The sequence below is a fragment of the Microvirga flocculans ATCC BAA-817 genome, assembly GCF_000518665.1.
Lineage (GTDB): Bacteria > Pseudomonadota > Alphaproteobacteria > Rhizobiales > Beijerinckiaceae > Microvirga > Microvirga flocculans.
Window position 1 is genome coordinate 159,117 of sequence record NZ_JAEA01000003.1, and the last position, 24,696, is coordinate 183,812.

Annotated in this window: 24 protein-coding genes; 12 read left to right on the top strand and 12 right to left on the bottom strand. The window is 66.0% G+C overall.

What is annotated here, in order from left to right; genetic code table 11:
• Positions 1 to 209: 209 nt before the first annotated feature.
• The gene (gene pepT, locus L879_RS0105835; protein ID WP_027315280.1) at positions 210 to 1,445 is read right to left on the bottom strand and encodes a peptidase T; all 1,236 of its coding nucleotides are present in this window, start codon (positions 1,443 to 1,445) and stop codon (positions 210 to 212) included.
• Between the two features lie 445 nt (positions 1,446 to 1,890).
• Here pepT and L879_RS22625 point away from each other — a divergent pair, with 445 nt between their 5' ends.
• Positions 1,891 to 4,056, top strand: coding sequence for a bifunctional diguanylate cyclase/phosphodiesterase (locus tag L879_RS22625; protein ID WP_161634636.1), 2,166 nt, complete (start codon positions 1,891 to 1,893; stop codon positions 4,054 to 4,056).
• Here the strand turns inward: L879_RS22625 and L879_RS0105845 are convergent.
• Positions 4,053 to 4,682, bottom strand: coding sequence for a ComEA family DNA-binding protein (locus L879_RS0105845; RefSeq protein ID WP_051435089.1), 630 nt, complete (start codon positions 4,680 to 4,682; stop codon positions 4,053 to 4,055). The genes L879_RS22625 and L879_RS0105845 overlap by 4 nt on opposite strands.
• 154 nt (positions 4,683 to 4,836) lie before the next feature.
• Entirely contained in the window at positions 4,837 to 5,772 is a 936-nt protein-coding gene (locus L879_RS0105850) for a DUF5996 family protein (protein ID WP_027315282.1), read from the bottom strand.
• Between the two features lie 225 nt (positions 5,773 to 5,997).
• On the opposite strand from L879_RS0105850, the gene L879_RS0105855 reads away from it, so the two are divergent.
• The gene (locus tag L879_RS0105855; protein WP_027315283.1) at positions 5,998 to 6,687 is read left to right on the top strand and encodes an OmpW/AlkL family protein; all 690 of its coding nucleotides are present in this window, start codon (positions 5,998 to 6,000) and stop codon (positions 6,685 to 6,687) included.
• Between the two features lie 53 nt (positions 6,688 to 6,740).
• On the opposite strand, the gene minE is transcribed toward L879_RS0105855, so the two are convergent.
• Both minE and minD read right to left on the bottom strand, forming a co-directional pair.
• The gene (gene minE, locus L879_RS0105860) at positions 6,741 to 7,019 is read right to left on the bottom strand and encodes a cell division topological specificity factor MinE (protein WP_027315284.1); all 279 of its coding nucleotides are present in this window, start codon (positions 7,017 to 7,019) and stop codon (positions 6,741 to 6,743) included.
• The gene (gene minD / locus L879_RS0105865; protein ID WP_027315285.1) at positions 7,016 to 7,825 is read right to left on the bottom strand and encodes a septum site-determining protein MinD; all 810 of its coding nucleotides are present in this window, start codon (positions 7,823 to 7,825) and stop codon (positions 7,016 to 7,018) included. The genes minE and minD overlap by 4 nt, the downstream gene beginning before the upstream one ends.
• 335 nt (positions 7,826 to 8,160) lie before the next feature.
• Between minD and L879_RS0105870 the strand changes: the two genes are divergently transcribed.
• Genes L879_RS0105870 through L879_RS0105880 form a run of 3 tightly spaced genes read left to right on the top strand, consistent with a single transcriptional unit; the run spans position 8,161 to position 10,726 of the window.
• Entirely contained in the window at positions 8,161 to 9,156 is a 996-nt protein-coding gene (locus tag L879_RS0105870) for an ABC transporter substrate-binding protein (protein WP_245265171.1), read from the top strand.
• Positions 9,156 to 9,956 carry an ABC transporter ATP-binding protein gene (locus L879_RS0105875; protein ID WP_027315287.1) on the top strand — a complete coding sequence of 267 codons (801 nt, stop codon included), beginning with the start codon at positions 9,156 to 9,158 and terminating at the stop codon, positions 9,954 to 9,956. Before L879_RS0105870 ends, L879_RS0105875 begins: the two co-directional genes overlap by 1 nt.
• Complete coding sequence (locus L879_RS0105880) at positions 9,953 to 10,726, top strand: ABC transporter permease (RefSeq protein ID WP_027315288.1); 774 nt, start codon at positions 9,953 to 9,955, stop codon at positions 10,724 to 10,726. Before L879_RS0105875 ends, L879_RS0105880 begins: the two co-directional genes overlap by 4 nt.
• A gap of 40 nt (positions 10,727 to 10,766) precedes the next feature.
• On the opposite strand, the gene L879_RS0105885 is transcribed toward L879_RS0105880, so the two are convergent.
• A complete protein-coding gene (locus L879_RS0105885) occupies positions 10,767 to 11,576 on the bottom strand; it encodes a hemerythrin domain-containing protein (protein ID WP_027315289.1) in 810 nt (269 codons plus the stop codon).
• 180 nt (positions 11,577 to 11,756) lie between these two features.
• On the opposite strand from L879_RS0105885, the gene L879_RS0105890 reads away from it, so the two are divergent.
• Complete coding sequence (locus L879_RS0105890) at positions 11,757 to 12,752, top strand: threo-3-hydroxy-L-aspartate ammonia-lyase (RefSeq protein WP_051435090.1); 996 nt, start codon at positions 11,757 to 11,759, stop codon at positions 12,750 to 12,752.
• Here the strand turns inward: L879_RS0105890 and L879_RS20630 are convergent.
• Positions 12,749 to 13,432, bottom strand: coding sequence for a hypothetical protein (locus L879_RS20630; RefSeq protein WP_183501348.1), 684 nt, complete (start codon positions 13,430 to 13,432; stop codon positions 12,749 to 12,751). The genes L879_RS0105890 and L879_RS20630 overlap by 4 nt on opposite strands.
• 155 nt (positions 13,433 to 13,587) lie before the next feature.
• On the opposite strand from L879_RS20630, the gene L879_RS20635 reads away from it, so the two are divergent.
• From L879_RS20635 to L879_RS20640, 3 genes are all read left to right on the top strand, one after another.
• Positions 13,588 to 13,944 (top strand): hypothetical protein, encoded by a 357-nt coding sequence (locus tag L879_RS20635; protein WP_035458794.1) that lies wholly within the window; start codon positions 13,588 to 13,590, stop codon positions 13,942 to 13,944.
• 100 nt (positions 13,945 to 14,044) lie between these two features.
• Positions 14,045 to 16,690, top strand: a complete 2,646-nt coding sequence (gene mprF / locus L879_RS0105905) for a bifunctional lysylphosphatidylglycerol flippase/synthetase MprF (protein WP_051435092.1) — start codon at positions 14,045 to 14,047, stop codon at positions 16,688 to 16,690.
• Positions 16,687 to 18,090: a virulence factor family protein gene (locus L879_RS20640; protein ID WP_051435093.1), complete on the top strand. Its 1,404-nt coding sequence runs from the start codon at positions 16,687 to 16,689 to the stop codon at positions 18,088 to 18,090. The genes mprF and L879_RS20640 overlap by 4 nt, the downstream gene beginning before the upstream one ends.
• 30 nt (positions 18,091 to 18,120) lie before the next feature.
• On the opposite strand, the gene L879_RS0105915 is transcribed toward L879_RS20640, so the two are convergent.
• Entirely contained in the window at positions 18,121 to 18,390 is a 270-nt protein-coding gene (locus tag L879_RS0105915) for a hypothetical protein (protein WP_027315293.1), read from the bottom strand.
• A 178-nt stretch (positions 18,391 to 18,568) separates the two neighbouring features.
• Entirely contained in the window at positions 18,569 to 18,811 is a 243-nt protein-coding gene (locus L879_RS0105920) for a DUF3297 family protein (RefSeq protein ID WP_027315294.1), read from the bottom strand.
• Between the two features lie 296 nt (positions 18,812 to 19,107).
• On the opposite strand from L879_RS0105920, the gene kynA reads away from it, so the two are divergent.
• Positions 19,108 to 19,932, top strand: a complete 825-nt coding sequence (kynA, locus tag L879_RS0105925) for a tryptophan 2,3-dioxygenase (protein WP_035458797.1) — start codon at positions 19,108 to 19,110, stop codon at positions 19,930 to 19,932.
• A gap of 18 nt (positions 19,933 to 19,950) precedes the next feature.
• Positions 19,951 to 21,144, top strand: a complete 1,194-nt coding sequence (locus L879_RS0105930; protein ID WP_027315296.1) for an aminotransferase class V-fold PLP-dependent enzyme — start codon at positions 19,951 to 19,953, stop codon at positions 21,142 to 21,144.
• 47 nt (positions 21,145 to 21,191) lie between these two features.
• On the opposite strand, the gene L879_RS0105935 is transcribed toward L879_RS0105930, so the two are convergent.
• The 3 genes from L879_RS0105935 to L879_RS0105945 form a co-directional block, all read right to left on the bottom strand.
• Positions 21,192 to 22,172 (bottom strand): aldo/keto reductase, encoded by a 981-nt coding sequence (locus tag L879_RS0105935; protein ID WP_027315297.1) that lies wholly within the window; start codon positions 22,170 to 22,172, stop codon positions 21,192 to 21,194.
• A 96-nt stretch (positions 22,173 to 22,268) separates the two neighbouring features.
• On the bottom strand, positions 22,269 to 22,514 hold the full coding sequence (locus L879_RS0105940; RefSeq protein WP_154664101.1) for a hypothetical protein: 246 nt from the start codon (positions 22,512 to 22,514) through the stop codon (positions 22,269 to 22,271).
• A 96-nt stretch (positions 22,515 to 22,610) separates the two neighbouring features.
• On the bottom strand, positions 22,611 to 23,789 hold the full coding sequence (locus L879_RS0105945) for a BaiN/RdsA family NAD(P)/FAD-dependent oxidoreductase (RefSeq protein WP_027315299.1): 1,179 nt from the start codon (positions 23,787 to 23,789) through the stop codon (positions 22,611 to 22,613).
• A 384-nt stretch (positions 23,790 to 24,173) separates the two neighbouring features.
• Here L879_RS0105945 and L879_RS0105950 point away from each other — a divergent pair, with 384 nt between their 5' ends.
• Positions 24,174 to 24,644, top strand: a complete 471-nt coding sequence (locus L879_RS0105950) for an aminoacyl-tRNA deacylase (RefSeq protein WP_027315300.1) — start codon at positions 24,174 to 24,176, stop codon at positions 24,642 to 24,644.
• Positions 24,645 to 24,696 lie beyond the last annotated feature (52 nt).

The window sequence follows — 24,696 nt, forward strand, 5'->3', positions numbered from 1 at the left end:
CAATCCGGCAGAGCCGGAACGCCGTGTCCGGCAGCCGCCAGGTGAGCATCAGGCGGAGGTCTCCACCGTGCGGTGTTGCCGCGGGCGGCCTTGGGCTCACGCCAGGATCTGCCTGGAGACGGGCTCCATGCGGGTGAGCCTCGGCTGCCCGCGAGCCACGGTGGACGAGGCCATCCCCCGCCTCGTGGCCGCCTTGCCCTCGGTGTGACTTACGCACGCTCCTCCCAGAGCTTTGCAAGCTCCACGATGGTTGCGACCGCCTTTTCCATGTCCTGGCTGCTGACGAATTCCAGGGGGGAATGGAAGGCATGGCCGCCGGCGAAGATGTTGGCGCAGGGCAACCCCATGAAGGAGAGGCGAGATCCGTCCGTGCCGCCACGGATGCTGCCGCGGACGGGGTTCATCCCGGCCCGGCGGATCGCCTCCACCGCGTACTCGACGATCTCGGGATGCTTGTCGAGCACGACCTTCATGTTGCGGTACTGCTCCTTGACCGTGAAGGTGTAGCTGGAGCCCGGGTAATCCGCCATCACGTCGCGGGCGATCTTCTCCAAAAGCGCCTCCTTGGTTTTGAGGCCCTCCTCGGTGAAGTCGCGGATGATGAAGCTCACATTCGCCTTTTCCATTACGCCGGAGATTCCGGTCGGATGGATGAAGCCGTCACGGCCCTTCGTCGTCTCGGGGGCCATGTCCTTCGGCAGCCGGTCGACGATGGCGCCCGCGATCCTGACGGCGTTCTCCATCTTGCCATAGGCGAAGCCCGGATGGATCGCCACGCCCTTGATGGCGATCTCCACCGCATCGGCGGAGAAGGTTTCGTCCTCGATCGTGCCGGCGGTCTCCCCATCCATGGTGTAACCGAAATCGGCGCCGAGCTTTTGCAGGTCCACCTTGTCGACCCCGCGGCCGATCTCCTCGTCCGTGGTGAAGAGAATGCGGATCGCGCCGTGCTTGATGTCCGGGTTCTTCATCAGGAACTCGGCGGCCGCCATGATCTCGGCGATGCCTGCCTTGTCGTCCGCGCCGAGAAGCGTCGTTCCGTCCGAGGTGACGATGTCATGGCCGATCAGGTCCTTCAGCACCGGATGATCGGCAACCCGGATGACCTGGGCGGCATCGCCCGGAAGCCTGATGTCGCCGCCCTGGTAGTTCCTGACGATCTGCGGCTTCACGCCGGTGCCGGAATAATCCGGCGCGGTATCCATATGGGCGCAGAAGCAGATGACGGGAACGTCGTTCTTCGTCGTATTCGCCGGAATGGTCGCATAGACATAGCCGTGCTCGTCGAGATGCGCGTCGGTGACGCCGATGGCGATCAGTTCCTCGACCAGCAGGCGGCCGAGATTCTTTTGCTTTTCCGTGGAAGGCTGTGTCCGGGACGAGGCGTCGGACTGGGTATCGATGACGACGTAACGCAGGAAACGGTCGGTAACGCTGACGGCCATGGGTCGTGATCCAAATCGCGAAGGAAGATTATTGTCTTATAGAGCCATTTCGGGACAAGTGGGAACCGGTTTTCCGTCCGGCATGGCGGCAAGCAAGAACTTGTGCAGCGGCTCACGGTTCCACGAAATGCAAACGGCTCCAGCCGGGCGTGGCTGCGGCCCCTTGCGCTCAGGCAGGGGCCGTCCGAGATCGTGAAGGCAGCGATCGGGAACGCCTTTCGAGGCGCATGAGACTCGACCGGAAAAGGGAAGTCTTCTTGCCAAACCTTACGGCACCGTTCAGATTTGCCCTCCTTCGCGGCTCTGCGTTTCGAGAATTGGTATCGTGTGGAAGCGGTTGCATTGGATCCTCGTCGCAGGAGCCCTGATCACGACGATATCGACAGCGGGATCCGCGGTCTTCATGCATCGCCGCTACACGACGGATCTGCATGACGCCGAAACAATGCAACAGAATACCGCCCGCACGCTGGCCCACGGGTTCAGCATGGCGTTCGACACCATCAGCGCCATCCAGACCCATGTCGCGAAAACCATCGGCGACAGGACCGCGTTCTTCGGAGAACCCGTCAAGGGCATCGCCGGGCAGTTCGAGATCCATGCGCTTCTCAAGCAGCAGGTCTCCTCCTTCTCCTACATCGGGACGCTGGCGATCCTGGACAGCAACGGCGACCTCGCCGGTTGGTCTTCAAGCTGGCCCCCGGAAAAGATCAATGCCTCCTCCAGGCGCTATTTCCAGTCGCTCAAGAACGATCCGCAGGAGATCGTCGCCATCGGTGAACGGGATATCGACCTGGCGAGCGGAGAGCCGGTCATCGTCCTCGCGCGAAAGATCGTCAACAGGGACGGGCTTTTCATCGGCGTCGTCACCGGCGCGATCCCGGTCGATTTCTTCAAGAGGGAATTTGCAATCGTCGGGCCCGGCCCCGATATCGCGGCCGCTCTCTTGACCCGGGTGGGAGAGCCCATCGTGCAGAAGAGCAGCGACGGCACGATCTTTGAGAAACGGCCGGACGATTCGACGCAGAGGCATGCGAGCGTGGTCAGTTTCGCCGATCCGGGCGATGGCGCAGCGCGTCTCGTCGGTTTGCATGAACTTGAAAACTATCCGCTCTCCGTCGCCGTCAGCCAGACTTATGCCTCGGCCTTGTCCAGATGGCGCACGCAGTCTCTTCTGGTCAGCCTGTTCGTCGCACTTGTCGACACCGCACTCATTGCATTCTGCTATGTCAGCTATCGCCAAGGCCGGGCGATGGCCCGGCTGGCCAGCATGGAAGGCCGCTTGGCCCGCTACGACGCCATGACGGGCCTTGCGAACCGCATCCGGTTCGATGAGACGATCCGAAAGCTGTCGAAAGGGCAGGATGACTTCTCGCTCTTCACGCTCGATCTGAATCTGTTCAAGAACGTCAACGATCGCTTCGGCCACGTCATCGGCGATGCGGTCCTGAAGCAGCTGACGGTCAGGCTGCATCGATGCGTGGGGCCGGACGATTTCATCGCCCGCCTCGATGGCGACGAATTCGCCGTCATCCGCATGGGCGATTGCGACCGGGCATCCGCGCAAGCTTTCGCGGAACGTCTTATCGACGTCCTGACACGGCCTTATGACATCAACGGCATCCGCATCACGCTCGGCATCAGCATCGGCGTCGTGAACACCCTGGATCACGGGCGCGATCCCGACAGGCTCCAGTCACGAGTCGATCTCGCTCTCTATGCCGTCAAGGATGACGGACATCAGAGCATCATGTTCTTCGATGAGGCCCTGGAGAAGGAAGCCTCCGCGCGACGCCAGCTCGAGAGCGATCTCAGGAGGGCGGTGAGAGACAATGAATTCGAACTTTACTACCAGCCCATTCTGAATATCGGGAGCAATCGCGTGGCCGGTTTCGAGGCCCTCCTGCGCTGGCGGCATCCCGAACGGGGCATCGTTTCGCCCGACGCGTTCATTCCGGCGGCGGAAGCCATCGGCCTTATCGTCCCTTTGGGTGAGTGGGTTCTTCACGAAGCATGCCGGGCCGCGGCGCAGTGGCCCGTTGCCGTCACTGTGGCGGTGAACCTTTCGCCCGTTCAGTTCGAGAGCCAGGACATCTACAAGGTTGTCGTCGGCGCGCTGGAAAAGGCGGGCCTTCCGGCGAGCCGCCTCGAAGTGGAGATCACGGAATCGGCGCTGCTCGAGGCAAAGGAGGCGGACGCCGCCTTGCACAAGCTGAAGGAGATCGGTGTCGCCATCGCTCTCGACGATTTCGGCACCGGCTATGCCTCGCTGGCCTACCTGCGCCGCCTCCCCTTCAAGAAGCTGAAGATCGACAAGTCGTTCGTCAGGGACATGCGAGCCTCCGCGGAAAGCGAAAACATCGTGCGAACGGTGCTGGAGCTGGCGCGGCGTCTCGACCTGACAACCGTCGCGGAGGGCGTCGAGACGGAGGAGCACCTGGCCGCGCTGCGCGAGGCCGGATGCATGCAGGCCCAGGGCTATCTCACCGGAAGGCCCATGCCGGGAAGCGATGTCGGCGCCTTTCTGCTGAACCGCTCCCTGCGGCCGTCCGCTCCCTCTTCCACAGCCATGGAGGGAGCATCGCCCTCGACAGAGGGCCTTGAAACTTAGCGCACGGTGACCTGCTCCTTGATGCGCTCGTACACATTCCGGCGAACGATTCTCTTCGTCACCAGATCCTCGACGGATGCATAGGGACGCCCCCTGATGATGGCGCGGCCCATGGCGCCGGCGCCCTTGAGGGAATTCAGCTGCGCGAACGAGGCCGTGTTGAGATCGACCAGGGCCTGACCGGCGGCGGCTGAGGTTTCCGCAGCCGCAGGCTCAGCGAGGCTCGCCTGCTTCGCGATCGTGCCGGTCATGTTCATGTCGTCCGGACGAGCGGGCACGGGCGGCGCAGGCGGCGCGGCGATGGTCCGTTCCGGGATGCCCGCAGCCTGCGCCTCCATGGCGGGAGCTCGGGCGGGATCCTTCGGCGCGGCCTCGGGAATGGCAACCGGTTCCGGCTCGGGAGCGGGGATGGCGACGGGCGCGGCGGGGGCCGCATCGGCGACGTGAACACGGGCGGGACGAGAGTTCTGCGGCTCGCTCGGAATGGTCTCCGGCGGCGCTGCCGCGATCATGCCCTCGGCCGAGGAACCGCCGATTCCCGAACGCCAGAGGGCGAGCGATCCGCCCGCCATGAGGCCTGCCACCAGCAGAATCCGCAATCCCTGCAGGACTGCGTTGTCGCGCATGTCGCGCTTTGTCCGGCTTCGGGGCAAATGTCCGACTTGCATGGGAATCCTCGCAACCTTTTGCTCGACGACGGAGATCTTTTGAGCATTAGGGCTAGACTCGGGATGTGGCAGAGGCGTGGCAGCTCACGGCAACGTCATCACCTTGCAAGACTCACGTCGCGCGCACGCGTCCGGGCACTCCGAAATCGCATTCGAGCGCCGCGCGATCCCATCCGCCCGCATCGGCCGCCGCGCGGTAGGTGGCGGTGAGAAAGTCGAGCAGCGTCGCATCGGGATCACCCGCCTGCCGCACGGCATCGTAGGGCAGGATGAACTCGCCCAGGGCGGCATCGAAGGCCGCTCCCGGCGTGACATGAGCGTCGCGAAAACCCGGCGGTTCGGGATAGGCGTAGGAATAGAACGCCGCCTGCGGATACGCATCGCTGCCGGGCCAGAATCCCGCGCTCGAAACCTCGTGCGAATAGGCCTCGCGCGTGACCGCATCCGGCAGGCCCGGCACGCTGCCGGGATGGGGCGGAGCGTGGCGCCCCGAGAAGCGCGTCACGGCGAGATCGAAGCTGCCCCAGAAGAAATGCACGGGCGACGACTTGCCCAGAAATCCGCTGCGGAACACCTTGAACAGCCTGTCGGCCTGCACGAGCGCGCGCCAGAAGCGATGCACCGCATCCGCATCGTAGGCCGCATGCACGCGATCCTGCGAGAAGCGGATGGGGTGGGAAACCTCGTTCGGCATCTCGTTGATCGCGACAGGCATGCCGATCTCGTTCAGAAGGCTCATGAGGCCGGAATGGAAATCCGCGATGCTCTGCGGCCGAAGCGGCAGGGAATGCTCCTCTCCGCGGCTCGTGCGGACGAGCAGGCGATGGGCAATGAAGTCGAACTCGATCTCCAGCATCTCACGGTCGAAAGGCATCGGCGACGTGCTCAATCCCCGCGCCGAGACATAGAGCGGCACATGCCAGCCGTGATTGAGCCAGGGCGTGAGAGAAAGCCGGATCTTCCCGACGATCTGGGTCATGAGCTGCAGGGTCGCCGCCGTTTCACGCCAGGCGGAATAGGGCAGTTCGGGCCAGGCCGGATCCGTCATGAGCGCCTCCCGAGGAGAACGGCCTGCAGTCTAGTCCTGAATCGGCGCTCAGGTAAGGGGAACTGCGCAATGTGGCGTTTTCGTCACTCCCGCCCCATCCGCGCGCCGCAGCGGCGGCATTTGACGCAGGTCAATTCCAAAGCGTGGCCTTAGGCGCATGAGCGGGACACACGCATCACGCGTGACGGTCGGCCTTCTCGCCGGCCCAATGCTGGAGCCATAACCATGCCTCGTTCCCTCTCCCTCGCCCTGCTCGCCGCGACGATGCTGTCCGCGCCCCTCGCCGCCACCGCCGCGGACCTGCCCGCCCGCCAGAACACGACCGCGCCCGCCCCGGCGATCGTCGATTCCTGGAGCCCGTGGATGATCCGCGGCCGCGCGCTCGTGGTGCATCCGCAGCCGGATGCCACGCTGAATGCCGGCGGCGTGCGCATTCAGGGCGGCAACGTCGACATCTCGACCTCCGTCGTGCCGGAACTCGACATCACCTATTTCTTCACGCCGAACCTGGCCGCCGAGCTGATCCTCGGCGTGACGCCGCACAGGGTGAAGGGCACGGGCGCGCTCGAGGGAACGCGCATCGGCGATGCGTGGCTTCTTCCGCCGACCGTGATGCTGCAATACCACTTCACGGGCCTCGGCAACGTGAAGCCCTATCTGGGCGCGGGCGTGAACTACACGGTCTTCTTCAACGAGGAGGCCAAGGGCAGCTTCACGAAGTTCGATCTCGACAACACGTTCGGCTTCGCTCTCCAGGCGGGCGTCGACATCATGCTCGACAAGCACTGGGGCATCAACTTCGACGTGAAGAAGATCTTTCTCGAGCCGAAGGTCAGCGTGAACAACGGCGCCGTGCGCGGCAAGGTGAAGATCGACCCCTGGCTGATCGGCACGGGCGTCACCTACCGCTTCTGATCACAGGGCAAGACAAAAGAAGGGGCCTCTCGGGCCCCTTCCCTTTTCGGTCGTCACGCCGCCGGGCGCATGCCGGTCGCGACGGGCGTCGGGATCTCGATATCGACTTCGAGCGTCGAGACGGCGGCGCCGCGATCCATCTTGACCTGCACCTTGTCCTGCGGCACCGCCATGTGCCTGGCGATCACGGCCATGATCTCCTCGCGCAGGATGGCGACGAGATCGGACTCGCCGCCGACGATGGTGCGCTCATGCGCCAGGAGAACCTGGAGCCGCTCGCGCGCGACGGGAGCGGATGTCGCGTTGCGCTTGAAGAAACCGAACAGGCTCATGCGGCCCTCCGTGGGAACAATTTGCTGAACAGGCCGCGCTGCTTCTGAACCTCGACATGCGTCTCGCCCCTGAGCTTGCGGACGGCGTCGAGATAGGCGCGGGCAGGCGCGGAATTCGGGCTTCCGAGGGTCACGGGCGCGCCGATATTGGAGGAGCGCAGAACCTCCACGCTTTCCGGAACGATGGCAAGCAGCGGGATGGAGAGGATCTCCAGCACATCCTCCACTTTCAGGATCTCGCCGCGCTGCGCGCGGGCCGCGTCGTAGCGGGTGAGAAGCAGGTGCTTTTCCACCTGCTCGCCCTTCTCCGCCTTCTCGGTCTTGGAATCGAGCAGGCCGATCACGCGGTCGGAATCGCGGATCGAGGACACTTCCGGGTTGGTGACGATGACGGCGATATCCGCATGGCGCATGGCCATGGTCGCGCCGCGCTCGATGCCCGCCGGGCTGTCGCAGATGACCCAGTCGAACTTCTCGCGCAACCCGTCGATGACGCGGGCGACGCCCTCCTCCGTGAGGTTGTCCTTGTCGCGGGTCTGCGAGGCGGGCAGGAGATGCAGGGTCTCGATGCGCTTGTCGCGGATGAGCGCCTGTTCGAGCCTCGCGTCGCCGTTGACTACGTTGATGAGGTCGAACACCACGCGGCGCTCGGCGCCCATGACGAGGTCCAGATTGCGCAGGCCGACATCGAAATCGACCACGGCCACCTTCTGGCCCGTCTGCGCCAGCGCCGCGCCGAGCGCCGCCGTCGAGGTCGTCTTGCCGACGCCCCCCTTGCCCGATGTCACGACAAGTACTTTCGCCATCCTTGGATCTCCAACCGGTTCGAAGCTGCTTGTGCGACGTCATCACCGGCAGGTTCCCCGGAAAGCCGCAGAACATGGTCGGAGAGCGGTGGCGGATGGAGCCGTCGCGATTTCTTACGTTACGGAATGATCCTATTTCGCGCCCGATATGGTTACCGGACGGTTAAGATTGTGCACGCAAGGCGCGCATTTCCACGCGTTTCGCCCGTGAACGCACAGGATGCGTCCCGCTCTAGGAAACTTGTAATCGCAATATGATTTAATGCCTGTTTTCCGAGCATGAGCGAACCCGTCCCGCCATTGACCTCCGGTCGAGAATCCCTAGCCTTGGGCCGGTGACACCGGAGATCATCCTCATGCGGCACGGCTGGCGGCTTCTTCTCTTGGCGGTCCTGGCATGGGCGGCCGTTCGCGCGCCCGCTTTCGCCCAGGAGAACACGGTCGTGCGGGTCGGGCATTTTCCGAACATCACCCATGTGCAGGCCCTCGTGGCGCGCGCCTTCGAGCGGCAGGGGCGCAACTGGTTCGGCGAACGGCTCGGGCCGGGCGTCAGGGTCGAATGGTACGCCTACAACGCGGGCCCGAGCGCCATGGAGGCGATCTTCGCCAACTCCATCGACCTGACCTATGTGGGCCCCAATCCAGCGCTCAATGCCTATGCGCGCTCGCGCGGCGCGGAAATCCGTGTGATCGCGGGCGCTGTCAACGGAGGCTCCGCCCTCGTCGTGCAGGGGGATTCCACCCTGTCGCAGCCCGCCGACTTCAAGGGCAAGCGCATCGCCACGCCGCAATTCGGCAACACGCAGGACGTGGCCGCCCGCGCGTGGCTCGTCGCCGGGGGCCTGCGCATCACGCAGACGGGCGGCGATGCGCAGGTGGTGCCGACGAGCAATCCCGACCAGCTTTCCCTGTTCAAGAGCAGGCAGCTCGATGCGGTCTGGACCGTCGAGCCCTGGGTGTCGCGGCTGGAATCGGAAGCCGGAGGCAAGGTTCTGGTCGAAGAGAAGGACGCCATCACCACGATCCTCGTCTCGAGCGTCGCGTTCCTCGGCAAGCACCGCGATCTCGCCAGGCGCTTCGTGGCGGCTCATCGCGAGCTGACGGAATGGATCCTGCAGAATCCCGATCAGGCGCAGCGCATGGCCCGCGAGGAATTGCAGGCCGCGTTCCGCCTCGACATGTCGCCGGAACTCGTCGCCCGCGCCTGGAGCCGGATGACGGTCACGCCCGGTACATCGCCCGAGGCGTTCCGGTCCTTCGTGGAGAGCGCCCGGAAGGTCGGGTTCCTGCGCGACGCGCCCGATCTCGGCCCCCTGATTGAGACGCCGTGATGGAAGCCGCCGCAGATTCCTTGGAACGTCCGGCGAAGCTCGTGATCGATGGCGTTTCCAAACGGTTCGCCTCGTCGCGGGCCGTTGTGCAGGCGCTCGACAACGTCTCGCTGACGATCGCGGAGGGCGAATTCGTCTGCCTGGTCGGCCCGAGCGGTTGCGGCAAGTCCACGCTGCTCGACATCATCGCAGGTCTGACCAAGCCGGATTCGGGCCGCGTGCTCGCCGACGGCAAGGCGGTGGAAGGGCCCGGCCCCGAGCGCCTCGTGATGTTCCAGGAATCCGCGCTCTTCCCCTGGCTCGACGCCTTCGGCAACGTGATGTTCGGGTTGAAGCTCCGGCCCGACCTCACCCATGCGCAGCGCAAGGAGATCGCGCACCATTTTCTGAAGCTCGTCGGCCTCGAGAAATTCGAGCATGCGCATGTGCACGAGCTTTCGGGCGGCATGAAGCAGCGCGTCGCGCTGGCCCGCGCGCTCGCGCCCGATCCGCATGTCCTGCTCATGGACGAGCCCTTCGGCGCCCTCGACGCCATGACGCGCGACCAGCTCTACGACGACATTCAGGAGATCTGGATGCAGAGTCGCAAGACCATCGTGTTCGTCACGCACAATGTGCGCGAGGCGGTGTGCCTCGGCGACCGCGTGGTGCTGATGTCGCCCTCGCCCGGACGCATCGCGCAGGTCTTCGAGATCCCCCTGCCCCGCCCGCGCGACATCAACAGCCCGGAGCTCGCGGGCTATTCGTCGAAGATCGCAGCCGCCCTCAAGGGCACCCTGACGGAGGCATTCTCCGAATGAAGCGCCTGGCCTCCGCCCTTCTGTTCTTCGCCCTGCTCATCGGCCTGTGGGAGCTGGCCGTGCGCAGCGGCCGGTGGTCCGCCGTGCTTTTGCCCTCGCCTGTCTTCGTGGCCGAGTACATCTGGGGAGCGCTCCTCGACGGCACGCTCGCGGAATCCACCTGGGTGACGCTCAAGCGGCTCCTCCTCGGCTATGCGGCGGGCGTGATCATCGGGCTGCCCCTGGGGCTTCTCACCAGCACGTCGCAGCTCTTCGAGGACACGCTCGGCGCGCTCGCGCTCGGCTTCCAGACCTTGCCGAGCGTGTGCTGGGTGCCGCTGGCGCTGATCTGGTTCGGGCAGACGGAAAGCGCGATGCTGTTCGTGGTGATCATGGGCACCGTATGGTCCGTGATCATCGCCACCGATCACGGCGCGCGCAACATTCCGCCTATCTACGCACGCGCCGCGCGCACCATGGGCTCGGGCGGCTTCCACACCTGGACGCGGGTGATCCTGCCCGCCTCGCTTCCCTTCCTGGTCAGCGGCATGAAGCAGGGCTGGGCCTTCGCCTGGCGCTCCCTGATGGCGGCGGAGATCTACGTGACGATCCTGACCGGCTTCGGCCTTGGCCACCTGCTGCATTACGGGCGCGAGCTGAATGCCATGGATCAGGTGATCGGGATCATGATCGTGATCGTCGCGATCGGCCTTCTCGTCGACCGCCTGCTGTTCTCGCCCTGGGAGCATTTCCTGCACAGGCGCTGGGGCACCAACATCAAGCAGGGCTGACCGGAGCCCCGCGCCGCTCGTGCGCGAGGCTCAGCCGGTTCTATCGCCCATCGTATTTCAGCGATTCCGCATCTGTCCGCGCCTGGGTGCCGCCCATGCCGGTCGGACCAGGCGACGGCGCGGGACTTGCGCCCGCTCCATGCAGCAGGGCCTCGTCGGCCTGAGCGGCTTCCTGCCCGCTCATGACGCTGGAGGCCGGCCGCCGCATCGCGCCTTTCTCGCGTGGAAACCGCGTTCGGGGACGCCGGGATTGGCTCTCCCACGCATCCATGTCACTCGGCCGGCTCATGCTCCACAGCAGGGCTCCGGCGCCGAGGGCCGCCATGCCCGCCAGCACCCCGAAGACCGTGCCCGTCGGCAGGCCGTAGCGGCTCGGCATCATGGCCTGGGGCATGTGCCAGCGGCGCGCCTCGTAGGAGGCGATCCGCTCCCGCTCGTAGGCGCGCTGGAGATGCTTGAGCTCGGCCGGGGGAAAGATGCCGCGGGCCGCGGTCAGCGCGCCGTTTTCCTCCAGGGTGAAGGCATGCCGGATGGAACCCGTCAGCTCCTTGAAATCCACCGCCCAGTCATGGCTCGCCTTGTCGGGCCTCGCCGCCAGCTCGTCGAGCTGCTGCAGGATCTCGTCCTGCTTGCGCTCGAGATCGGCCACATAGGTGCCCGTGCGGTGGTGGCTGGCAAGGGCGGGATAGAGCACGTTCTGCTGGGCCGCGATGTGCCGCTCCAGCTCGTCCTGGAGATCGGCGAAAAGATCGGCGCGGCCGTTGGGGCCGGCGTCCGTGGCGCGCAGAACCTCACGGCAAAGCTCCTCGATATTCGCGTGATCCGACACCACCATCTGCCATAGATCCATGAGAAGCCTCCTCTCGAGCCTTTGCCCCGACCGAGAGGAACGGCTGGAACGCGCGGCTGTTCCAGGGCGATGCTTCAAGAAAGACGGCCCGCCCCGCGAGCCTTGCGTGACAAGGGCACCCCGGACTTGATATGGAAACGCCGGGACCGGCCCCGGTCACGCAGGAAGCACGAGCGAACGATGAACGCACACCAGGAACCCGGCTCCCCTCCCGGCCAGAGCCTGCCGACCTATGACGACGTGATCGCAGCGGCGAAGCGCATCGAGGGCGTCGCGCACCGCACGCCGGTTCTCACCTCCCGCACCGCCGATGCCCGCACCGGCGGCACCTTGTTCTTCAAGGCGGAAAATTTGCAGCGGGGCGGCGCCTTCAAGTTCCGCGGCGCCTACAACGCCATCGCGCGACTGTCGCCCGAGGCGAAGACGCGCGGCGTCGTGGCCTTCTCCTCCGGCAACCATGCCCAGGCCATCGCCTATGCCGGGCAGCTGCAGGGCGTGCCGACCGTCATCATCATGCCGCAGGATGCGCCGGCCATGAAGGTCGCCGCCACCAGGGGCTATGGCGGCGAGGTGGTGCTCTACGACCGCTACAAGGAGGACCGCGAGGCCATCGGCCGCGCCCTGTCGCAGGAGCGCGGCCTCACCCTCATCCCCCCTTACGACCATGAGGACGTGATCGCGGGCCAGGGCACCGCCGCGAAGGAGCTGATCGAGGAGGTCGGCCCTCTCGACATGCTGTTCGTCTGCGTCGGCGGCGGCGGCCTTTTGGCGGGCTCGGCGCTCGCCGCAAGGGCGCTCTCGCCGGATTGCCGCATCTACGGCGTCGAGCCGGAAGCGGGCAACGACGCGCAGCAATCGTTCCGCTCGGGCTCCATCGTGAGGATTCCCGTTCCCGCCACCATCGCCGACGGGGCGCAGACGACCTATGTCGGCAGCAAGACCTTCCCGATCATGCGCGCGCTGGTGGACGACATGCTCACCGTCTCCGATGCGCAGCTCGTGGACACCATGCGGTTCTTCGCGGAGCGCATGAAGATCGTGGTGGAGCCGACGGGCTGCCTCGCCGCAGCGGCGGTGCTCCACGGCATCGTGCCCTGCGCGGGCAAGCGCGTCGGCATCGTCATCAGCGGCGGCAACGTGGACCCGCGCGCCTTCGCGGGCTTCCTGGCGGGCTAGCGTTCCTTCGCCGCGCGCACCACGACGGCGATGCCGTCGTGGTCGCCGGTCGTGGTGCGCGGGTCGCCGATGAGCGCATTGCCGAGGGCGACGAAGCCGCTCACCTTGTAGGCCGTGTCGCGGTCGAGGTTCTGGGTGAAGTCGTCCCGCGCCCGGTTGAACGAACCGTAGCGGTGCGGCGGATCGCGGAACGGGTCGACCTCCTCGCGGCTGAAGGCGCCGGTGAACAGGTAAGCCCCGTCGAAGGCGTGCGGACCGAAAATCCGCCCGTGATTGTTGCTCACCTCGAAGGGATCGTTGGAGAAGGCATCGTCGCGCCCCGACGGCAGCTGCCCATAGAGCTGCCCGCCGATAGAGCCCTTGTAGCCTGTCGAATGACCGAAGCGCACCGCATAGCCCGCTTTCGCGGCGGCGGCGATCAGCCTCGCCTTCGCCTCCTCCGCGCTCGCAGCGCCCTCGTCGACGATGATGACATTGACCGGCTCGCGCAGGTTCTTGCCGCGATAGATCTCGCCGAGCCAGTCGGAGGGCTCGCCCTGCGCCGTCAGCATCCACTTGCCGATGGAGGGAAGGCCCTCGGGGGTGGCGATGTCAACTCTCTCCTGCAACCGCGCTTCGGACGCGGCTGCGATCATGAGCATGACCCCGAGTGCCGGAGCATGAAACCGCGTCCATCTCATCCCCACCTTCCTCCCCTGCGACATTCTCGACAGACGATCATGAATCCCCCTGCGGCGAAAGCCTTTTGGAACGGTGCACGCCGCTTGTCTTCGCTGCGTTCAGCGGCCATTTAACCGGCATGCGCGATGATGGCGCAAAGCAAAGCGATTGTCCCGTGAGCCCGAACCGCATCCTCCTGGCTCTTCTGCAGCCCCTGCTGGCGCTCCTGATCGTTGCAGGCGCGGCGCAGGCGCAGCCGTGCCTGATCGAGGAAGAGCGGCTCTGGACCGTGGCGAGCTCCCTGGAGGCGGCCCGCACCTGGAGCGAGCGCACCGACAAGCCGATCGCAGCCCTTCAACCCTCGGCCGCGCAGGCAGACGATCACGATTACGGAAGCCTGATTCCGCTGCCGGAGACGTGGCCTGTCCTCGATGAGGCCCGGCTGATCGAGAACGGCCGCGCCGCCTATCCGACCGCGCCTCCTTCCCATCGGCCCTGTGCCGCGCCCTCGACCGGCCCCCCTTCCGTCTGAGCCTGCCTGCACGCCGTCCGCTGCCAGCCTGTCTGCGCCGCGACGGTAAGCCCTGCCTCGGCCCGCGGCCGAAGCCCCGCTCACTCAGACGAGACGACCCATGTCCACCCATGCCATGCGCACCGGGCCCGCCCAGCGCGCCGACGAAGCGCTTCCGGCCGCCATCCTGCTCCCGGAGGAGGCCTCGCCTGCTCCGAACCCTCGCCCGCTCCTGCGCTGGGCGGGCCCGGTCCTCGCCCTCGCCGGCTGCGCCGCGGTTCTGGCCCTGCTCGCCGATCTCCTGTCCGGTCTCGACATGGCGGCGGTGACGGCGAGCGCCCTCGCGACGCCCTCACAACTGATCGCCGGGTCGCTTCTGTTCGGTGCGGTAAGCTACGCCGCCCTTGTCGGATACGACGCCTTCGCCATCCGCGCGGCGACGGACAAGGCCGTGCCGTTCAGCACCATCGCCATCGGCTCCTTCACGAGCTATGCCATCGGCCACACTCTCGGCTTTCCCCTCTTCACCGCAGGAGCGGTGCGCTGGCGCATCTATGGCCGCGCCGGCCTGACCCTGAGCGAAGTGGCCAGGCTGACTGCGGTGGCGGCCATGACGCTCTGGATCGGCATGGCCGCCGTTCTCGGCCTGAGCGCCTCCATGGAGCCGCAGGCGCTCGCCACCCTCGACCGGCTGCCCGCGAGCCTCAACCGGGGCGTCGGAATCGCGCTGCTTGCAGGGCTAGCCGGCTATCTCGCCTGGACCCGCAGGGGCGACCGCGCAATCGGCCGCATGCGCCTTCCGGGCGGACGGGCCGCCCTCGCGCAGATCGGCCTCGGCCTTGTCGATGTCTCGGCCGCAGCCGCAGCCCTGTGGATCCTTCTGCCGTCGTCGTCCGGCATCGGCTTTCCGGCTTTCGCCGCGGTCTTCGCCGGCGCGGTCCTGCTCGCCGTCGTCAGCCACGTTCCGGCAGGCCTCGGCGCGTTCGAGGCAGCGATCCTGCTGGCTTTTCCGCAGGCTCCCGCGGCGGACCTCCTCTCCGCGCTTCTCGTCTGGCGCCTGACCTATACGCTTGTTCCGTTCACTGCCGCCGTGGCGCTCTATGCCTCTCACGAACTGGCCCGCGCCGACATCCGGGTCCCCCGCACCGTTCTGCGCATCAGGCATCTGGTGCTGCCCTTCGTGCCGGCGATCCTGGCGGCGCTCACCTTCCTCGGCGGCCTGGTGCTGCTGACCTCCGGCGCGCTGCCCAACGATTACTCGCGCATCCGGGCACTGAAATATCTGGTGCCTCTGCCTTTCGCGGAGGTCTCGCATCTCGTCGGCAGCACCGCAGGCGTGGTGCTGCTCATCCTCTCGCGCGGCCTCCTGCGCCGCCTCGCCAGCGCATGGACGCTCGCCGTACTGGTGATCGGCGCGGGCATGGCGGTGTCGCTCGCCAAGGGTTTCGACTGGGAAGAGGCGCTCATCCTCGGCGCCGTGCTGAGCCTTCTCCTCACCCACCGCGCGGCGTTCTACCGCAAGGCGGGGATCTTCGCCGAACCGCTCGAACCGCGCTGGCTCATCGCCATCTCCTTCGTCGTCGGCTGCTCGATCTGGCTCGGCTTCACCGCGTTCCACGACGTCGATTACAGCCATGACCTGTGGTGGCAGTTCAACTGGCACGACGACGCGTCGCGCTTCCTGCGCAGCAGCCTCGTGGCCGTCATCATCGGCGCCGGCCTGTCGCTCTACGCCATGATCCACCGCCAACCCGGATCGCGCCGCGTGGAACCGTTCACGCCCGATGCGCTTGCGCCCGCCCTCTCCTATGCGGAACGGGCCGATGCGCATCTCGCACTGCTCGAGGACAAGCGTTTCCTGTTCCATCCATCCGGCGAGGCCTTTCTCATGTATGCCGTGCAAGGCAAAAGCTGGGTCGTCATGGGCGATCCTGTCGGCAAGTCCGAGCATGCGGCCGATCTTCTATGGCAGTTCCTCGAAGAGGTGGACCGGAATGCAGGCTGGCCTGTCTTCTATCAGGTCAGTCCCGCGCATCTCCCGCTTTATCTCGACGGCGGGCTCTCGCTGGTGAAGCTCGGCGAGGAGGCGCATGTGGACCTTGCCGCCTTCACCACCGAAGGCAAGGCCGGCAAGGATTGGCGCGCGGCCCTCAACCGCGCCCAGCGCGAGAACCTGGAATTCGTCACCATACCCGCTTCAGAAGTTCCCGCGCATCTGCCGGAGCTCAAGCGCGTCTCCGATACTTGGCTCGGCGAACGCGGCGCGGGCGAGAAGGGATTTTCCATCGGCTTCTGGTCGGAGAGCTACCTGTCCCGTTTCGACGTGGCCGTCATTCGGCGCGAGGGCCGGATCCTGGCTTTCGCCAATATCTGGTACGGCCGCCCCGGAGGCGAGATCACGGTCGATCTCATGCGCTACGTCCCGGATGTGCCCGGCATCATGGATCTGCTCTTCGTCAACCTCATGCAGGAAGGCAAGGCGCGGGGCTTTCGCTGGTTCAATCTGGGCATGGCGCCCCTCTCCGGCCTGTCGGATCACCGCCTCGCGCCCAGCTGGCACAAGATCGCAGCCTTCCTCGCGCGCAACGGCGAGCGCTTCTACGGCTTCAAGGGATTGAGAGCCTACAAGGAAAAATTCAACCCGGTATGGGAGCCGCGCTATCTCGCCTGCCCGGGCGGTTGGGCACTGCCGCAGATCCTGCTCGACGTGACGAGCCTGATCGCGGGCGGACCGGCGAAGATCGTCAGCAAGGGAAGCGGGTCATGAAACCGTTCAAGCTCTTTCACCTCATGACCGCCATCCTGGCGCTCGCGGCCTTCGCTTCCGGCAGCGTTCTTCTCGGCCGCGCAGCCTTTTCCGCGCTGAAGCCGCCGACGATCTCCACCACAGCGATCGACGTGGACGGCTTCGGCCCCGTCGCAATCGTCAGGGCGGAGAATCGCCTGGCCCGCGGACTGGTGATCCTGGTGGCGGACGAAGCCGATGCCGAGGCGCGCCGCCAGGACGCCCTCGCCCTGGCGAAGGAAGGACTGATCGCCGTCTCCTTCAACTTCGATGCGCTCCGCGCCGACTTTGCGAAGGCCCCGCCGGACGACGAGTGCCATTATGTCTCCGACGATTTGAAGGATCTCGCGCAGGCTGTGCAGCGCAAGCTCGGTCTCAAGCGCTATTTCTTCCCGGTGATCGCCGGGCGCGGCGACGGCGCGGCCTTCGCCTATGCGGCCTTGGCGCAGGCGCCCGCCAATACCCTGGGAGGCGCAATAGGCCTCGGGTTCAAGCCTCTGCTTCGCACCGACCGCACCTATTGCTTCGATCCCAAGCTGGAGCCTGCGGGAGACGGGCTCTTCGCCCTGCGCCGCGAGCCCCATCTGCCGGGGCCGTGGCTGGCCATTGCCCCGGAGAGCGAGCGCGGGAGCATCGAGGCCTTCCAGGGCGACGCGGAGAACGTGGATTTCCTGCCCGCCGGCGACGAGGCCACGGCGCGGAAGGTTCTGGTCGAGGGCGCCCTGCGCTTCGGGCCCACCGGGGAGCGCGGCCATTCCGAACTGCCCGTCTCGGTCATCAACCCCGAAGGCCCCGTGACGGGACTGGCGATCGTCATCTCCGGCGACGGCGGCTGGCGCGACATCGACAAGTCCATCGGCGAATGGCTCGCAAAGCGCGGCGTCGCGGTCGTCGGCGTCGACTCGCTGCGCTATTTCTGGTCGAAGAAAAGCCCCGACGACGTCGCCGCCGATCTGGCCCTCCTCTTCGATCATTACGGCAAGGCGTTCGGCACCGACCGCTATGCGCTGATCGGCTATTCCTTCGGGTCCGACATCATGCCCGATGTCTGGCCCAGGCTGCCGAAAGCCGTGCGGGACCGCGTCGATCTCGTGTCGCTTCTGGCGCTCGGCACCAATGCGGATTTCGAAGTCACGGTCGGCGGCTTCATCGGAGCGGGCTCGTCCGAGAGCAGGCCGCTTACCCCCCTGCTTCGCCAGCTGCCGCTCGAGCGCACGCAATGCATCTACGGCAAGGACGAGGCCGAGAACGACGAGACCTCATGCACGGCGCCGGAAATGGAAAGCGCGGAACGGGTCGCCCTCGAAGGCGGGCACCATTTCGACGGCGATTACACCAAGGCCGCCGAGGCGATCTGGACCCGGCTCAATCCCACGCCATGAGGCCGCTCGGCAGCCGGTGGCGCGCAGCCGTCACGACGCGCCCTGCGGGGCGAAGAAGCAGATGATGGCGCGGGTCGTCGGCTCCTCGCAGAGGTGAAATTTCGTATCGGGAGACGATTTTCCGAACTCGCGTTCGATGAGACGCCCGTCCCAGAGGCGCCAGCCCTCGGCCGTCTCGGTGACGGTTTCGCCCCGCGCCTCGACGAGCTCGCGGCAATCGTGATCGTCGCAGCACCAGAACGGATACCAGCTATGGGCGAGTGCGGACCCGCCGAAGAGGCAGGCTGCTGCCGCGAGCATCGTCCTTCGCCACGCCAGGGCCATTCAGGGCAAGCCTTTCCCGAGGGTGCTGAGCCTCGACCAACGAGCTTGAACCCGATCTTGGAGCGCCCGGTGCGGCGCGTCCAGCCCTGCCCCAACGGCAGGACTGGCGCTTTTCCGCCGAAACCCGGCGCCTCTCCCAGGGTGGCGCCCGGGCTTATTCCTTCGTCTGGAGATAGGGCTCGACCTTGCCCTTGAGCTTGATGGTCATGGGATTGCCGAAGCGGTCCTTGGCATTGCCGGCGGTCACGCGGACCCAGCCCTCGCTGATGCAATACTCGTCCACATTGGTCTTCTCGGCTCCGTTGAAGCGGATGCCCACCCCCTTCGCGATCAACTCCTCGTTGTAATAGGGGCTGTTCGGGTTCGAGGACAGGCGGTCGGGAAGCGTGTCGGTCATGCGAGGGTCTCTCCGGTCATGAAATCGTCGGGGGCGGCAACCTATCGTCTCGGCGGCCGGATGCCAATCGCCGCTTCCCCGGGATGACAAGTCCGCTGCGATGCCCTACTTTCGTTGAAGACCTTCAGCGCATCGTCCAGGAACGCGGAGCCCGGCTCTCTCTGACCGGACCTCGGTCCGCACCCGGTCATGCGCGGCTTTGAGGAGATCGAGCATCGGTTGCCGCCGAACGGAACCGGGTGCCCCAAACAGGACGATCATCCGCGAAAAAGCGGGGACGAGACCGGGAGAGAAACGTGTCGGCTGCGACGGATGGGATCCATACCGATTTTTCCGAAGGCATGAGCTACGGAGACTATCTCCGGCTCGATACGCTCCTGTCCGCCCAGACCCCGCTCACCGCGGAGCATGACGAGCTTCTCTTCATCACCATCCACCAGGTGATGGAGCTCTGGCTGAAGCTCATGAACCGGGAGCTCGACACGGCGCTGGGCCATATCCGCGCGGACGAGCTTCAGCCCGCCTTCAAATGCACGGCCAGGATCAACCGGATCCAGGAACAGCTCATCCAGGCCTGGACCGTCCTTTCCACCATGACGCCCTCGGACTACCTGAGCTTCCGCCCCGCGCTCGGCCAGTCCTCCGGCTTCCAGTCGTGGCAGTACCGGCTCGTGGAGTTCAAGCTCGGCGCCAAGGAGGCCATCAAGATGGCGCCGCACCGGCACCGGAGCGATCTCTTCGCGCAGCTGGACGCCGCCTATCGCGCGCCGAGCCTCTACGACGAGACCCTGCGCCTCCTCGCGCGGCGGGGCTACGCCATTCCGGCGGAGGTGCTGGAGCGTGACGTGACCCAGCCCTACACGGCCCACCCGGAAGTCGAGGCCGCCTGGGAAGAGATCTACCGTCATTCCGGCGAGCATTTCGACCTCTACGAACTCGCCGAGGAACTGGTCGATCTGGAGGATGCGTTCCAGCAATGGCGCTTCCGGCACATGAAGACCGTGGAGCGCATCATCGGCATGCGCAGCGGCACCGGCGGCAGCACGGGCGTGACCTATCTGCGCAAGGCGCTCGAACGCTACTTCTTTCCCGAGCTCTGGTCCGTGCGCGGCAAGCTCTGATGGTCGGAAAAACGCGCCATGCTCGATCTTCGCTCCCACTTCTCCCGCTTCCTCAACTCGCAGCCGGAGCGCCTGCATTTCGCGGCCCACAGCCATCATCCCTGGCCGGACGTGACCCGCGACGCGCAATTGAAGGCCTGGGACGACGCCGCCTGCCTCATCGACGACAAATGGGAGCATGTTCTCGGGCCGGTGCTCGACGAGTTTCGGGGCCATGTGGCGCGGCACCTCAACCTGCCCGATCCTTCCACCATCGCGGTGGCGCCCAACACGCATGAATTCCTCAAGCGCCTTCTCTCCTGTTTCCCCGCCGATCGCCCCGTCCGGATTCTCACCTCCGACGGCGAGTTCCACTCCTTCACGCGCCAGATCGCGCGGCTGGAGGAGGAAGGGCTCGTGGCCGTCACGCGCATTCCCGCGGAGCCCTTCACGACCTTCGAGGACCGCTTCTTCTCTGCGGCGCAGGACGATCATGACCTGGTGTTCGTGAGCCAGGTCTTCTTCAATTCGGGCTTCGCGCCGGACGGGCGCCACCTCGCGGAATACGGCCACGACGGAGCGATGATCGTGATCGACGGCTATCACGGCTTCATGGCCCGCCCGACGGATCTGAGCGGCATCGCGGACCGGGCGTTCTACATCGCAGGCGGCTACAAATACGCGATGGCGGGCGAAGGCGCGTGCTTCATGCATTGCCCGCCGGGCTGGGGCCCGCGCCCGCGCGACACCGGCTGGTACGCCGCCTTCGGCAACCTCGCCAACGCGCAGAGCGGACAGGTGGGCTACAGCGAGGACGGCTGGCGCTTCATGGGAGCCACCTTCGATCCGTCGGGGCTCTATCGCTTCAACGCGGTCATGCGCTGGCTTGCGCGCGAAGGCATCACGCCCGGCATCGTTCATGCCCATGCGAAGGCGCTGCAGCAGCACTTCCTGCAACGCGTCGGCGGCTCCGGCCCGCTCGGGCACGCCTCTCTCGTGGTGCCCGCGGACGAAATGCGGCGCGGCAACTTCCTCACCTTCCAGACGCCGCAGGCGCAAGCTCTCTACAACGACCTGAAGGAGCTGCGCGTGGTCACGGACGTGCGCGGCCAGCGCCTGCGCATCGGCTTCGGCATCTACCAGAGCGAGGAAGAGGTGAACGATCTCGTCCGCCGCATCGACGAGGCGGGAGCCTTGGAATCCATGACCCTCGACAGGCCGTCGGCGGCCTGAAGCCGGAAAGCCGTTTTAGGCGAACCGATCCGTTTTCGCACGATGCGCTAAAGACCCACCATCCTCATGCCTGCCTCCGGATAGCGCGTTCCCGCGGCCGCGCCCGGAGGGATGATGCGGTCGATGCGCGCGAGATCCTCCCCGGTGAGGGTCACGGCGAGCGCGCCGGCATTCTCCTCCAGATACTTGCGCCGCTTGGTGCCGGGGATCGGCACGATGTCGTCGCCCTGCGCCAGCACCCAAGCCAGCGCGAGCTGCGAAGGCGTGCAGCTCTTCTCCCGCGCCATGGCTTCGATCTCGCGCACGAGGTCGAGATTTTTCTGAAAGTTCTCGCCCTGGAAGCGCGGCGCGTTGCGGCGGAAATCGTCGGGGGCGAGATCGTCGAGGCTTTTGATCTGGCCGGTGAGGAAGCCGCGTCCGAGCGGCGAATAGGGCACGAAGCCGATGCCAAGCTCGCGCACGGTGGGCAGGATCTCCTCCTCCGGGTCGCGGCTCCAGAGCGAGTATTCCGTCTGCAGGGCGGAGATCGGGTGAACCGCATGGGCGCGGCGGATGGTCCGGGGGCCGGCCTCCGACAGGCCGAGATACCGCACTTTGCCCTGACGCACGAGATCCGCCATGGCGCCGACCGTGTCCTCGATGGGCGTCTCGGGATCGACGCGATGCTGGTAATAGAGATCGATCACGTCGACCTTGAGCCGCTTCAGGCTCGCCTCGCAGGCCTGTCGCACGTAATCGGGCTTGCCGCTGACGCCGAGGCGCTCGCCGTTGGGCCCGCGCACATTGCCGAACTTGGTGGCGAGCACCACCTTGTCGCGACGATCCACGATGGCCCGCCCAACAAGCTCTTCGTTGCGGCCGACGCCGTACATATCGGCGGTATCGAGAAAGGTGATGCCCAGCTCGAGGGCGCGGTGGATCGTGGCGATGGATTCGGCCTCGTCGGCGCTGCCGTAGAATTCCGACATGCCCATGCAGCCGAGACCGAGGGCGGACACTTGCAACTGACCGAGCTGACGCTTCTGCATGGGAGGTTCTCCGGCTCCGTGCGGTGAGGATCGCCGTGGCCCGGCGTCCGAAGAGGCATCAACTGGCTTCACGGAATCCGATTTCAAGTCCGTCCGTCAGACGGCGGCCTTCGCCAGAAGCAGGATGATGCCGAGCGCGATCAGGAGAATGCTGGGCCAATGGTGCCTGGGATGGAAGGCGCGCACGCGCCCCTGCGGTTCGAGCGTCGTGCCGGAGCCCGATGCGCCTATCTGGTGCGGATCGCTCAGGCGCCCCTTCCAGAGCACCTGCCCCGCTGCGAGGACGATCCCTGCCACGATGAGCAACGCACCGATCCAGATGAGGACCATGCCCGAATGCATGCGCCCCTCCCCGATGAGGTTTTCCGCATGCACCATAACACAGGCGGGAGCGATGGCCCAGGACGGGACGAAGACGCCGCCCGCCGCTTTCCGTGTTCACACCGCCTGCCCGGCGCACCAGCCGGAGGACCACGCCCATTGGAAATTGTAGCCGCCGAGCCAGCCGGTCACGTCCACCACCTCGCCGATGAAATAGAGCCCCGGCACGGCCTTGGCCTGCATGGTGCGGGAATCGAGTTCGTTCGTATCGACACCGCCGAGCGTCACCTCGGCGGTGCGGTAGCCCTCGGAACCGGCCGGCTTGAAGCGCCAGCGCTTCACCGCCTCGTCGATGGCGCGAAGCCGCTTGTCGGAATAATCCGCGAGGTTCGCAGGCCCCTTTTCCGTCTCGGCGACGAGCTGCGCCAGTCGCTTGGGAAGGAAGGCGGCGAGCGCGGTCTGGAGCGCCTGGCGTCCGTTCTGCGCGCGGGCTGCGCGCAGCTCATCGAACAGGTTCACGCCCGGCAGCAGGGACAGAACGATCTCGTCGCCCTCGCGCCAATAGGAGGAGATCTGAAGGATCGCGGGACCGCTCAAGCCGCGATGGGTGAAGAGCATCGCCTCCGCGAAGGAGGTCTTGCCGCAGGCGGCCACGGCATCGACCGACACGCCCGCCAGAGGGCTGAGCCGCTCCAGCAGCGTCGGCTCCAGGGTCAGCGGCACGAGGGCGGGACGCGTCTCGACGATCTTGAGCCCGAATTGCTGCGCGAGGTCGTACCCGAAGCCGGTCGCGCCCATTTTCGGAATTGATTTTCCGCCCGTCGCCACCACAAGCGAGCGGCACAGCACCGCTCCCTCCGGAAGCGCCAGCGCGAAGCCTTCGGATGTCTTCTCGACGGACCTGACGGACGTGGACAGGCGAAGCTCCACATGGGCCTGGCGCATCTCGGAAAGAAGCAGATCGACGATCTGCCTCGACGAGCCGTCGCAAAAGAGCTGCCCCAGGGTCTTCTCGTGATAGGCGATGCCGTAGCGCTCCACGAGGGCGATGAAATCGCGCTGGGTGTAGCGGCGCAGGGCGGAGATGGCGAAGCTCGGGTTCTGCGAGATGTAGTTGGCCGGAGAGGCGTGGAGATTGGTGAAGTTGCACCGCCCGCCGCCGGAGATGCGGATCTTCTCGCCGGGCTTGGCCGCATGGTCGAGGATCAGCACCGAACGCCCGCGCTTGCCGGCCTCGGCCGCGCACATCATCCCGGCGGCGCCTGCGCCGATCACCACAACGTCGAACCGATCCAAGGGAGTCTTCCTGCGGGAGCATTCTCCGGACTTCATTGCAAAGCCCGGAGAGGCGAAAGCTTGAACCGAGAAGGACAAGCGAGGCGTTCGTAATGAACCTCGGCGGGCTGCGCAAGTATTCGCACGGACAGGGCCCCGGTCGATTGAAGCCGGGATGCCGCAGGTGTACCATTCGCCTGTGACTAGAGCATCGTGCGGAAAAGTGGATCCGGTTTTCCGCCTGAACGATGCTCTCACTCAGGAAGAAAGCATCGGATCCTATCCCAAAAGTGCAAGTCCACTTTTGGGTCCGAGGCTTTAGCAGCCGCGCATCCCGAAGCGACGGTATGTTCCGTTTGACCGCCCTCCCGATACGCGAGCATCCTCGTTTCGCAGGAGGTCGTCATGACCATCGCACCGACACTGCAACGCTACATGACCGACAGGGGCATTCCCTACGACCTGATCGCCCACGAGCCCGCCATGACGTCGCTGGGAACGGCCCATGCGGGCCATATCCCGAGCGAATGCATGGCGAAGGGGGTGATGCTGAGCGACGGGCGGCGCTACATGCTCGCCGTCATGCCCGCCTCCCACCACCTGCGCCTGTCCGATCTCAGGACGGAGCTGGGACAGGAGCTGCGCCTGGCTTCCGAGGACGAGATCGTGCAGGTCTTCCGCGACTGCGACCGCGGCGCCATTCCGCCCGTCGGCTCCTGCTATGGCCTCGACGTCATCGTCGAGAACGCCATGGACCGGCAGAAGGACGTCTATTTCGAGGGCGGCGATCACGCCACGCTCGTCCACATGAAGGGCGACGACTTCGCGCGGCTCAACCCCGCGGCACAGCACGGATCGTTCAGCGAGCGCATGTGATGCGCCTTGCCTGCGAGGTCAAGCGGGACCGGCTCGGCAGGAGCGGGAAAGC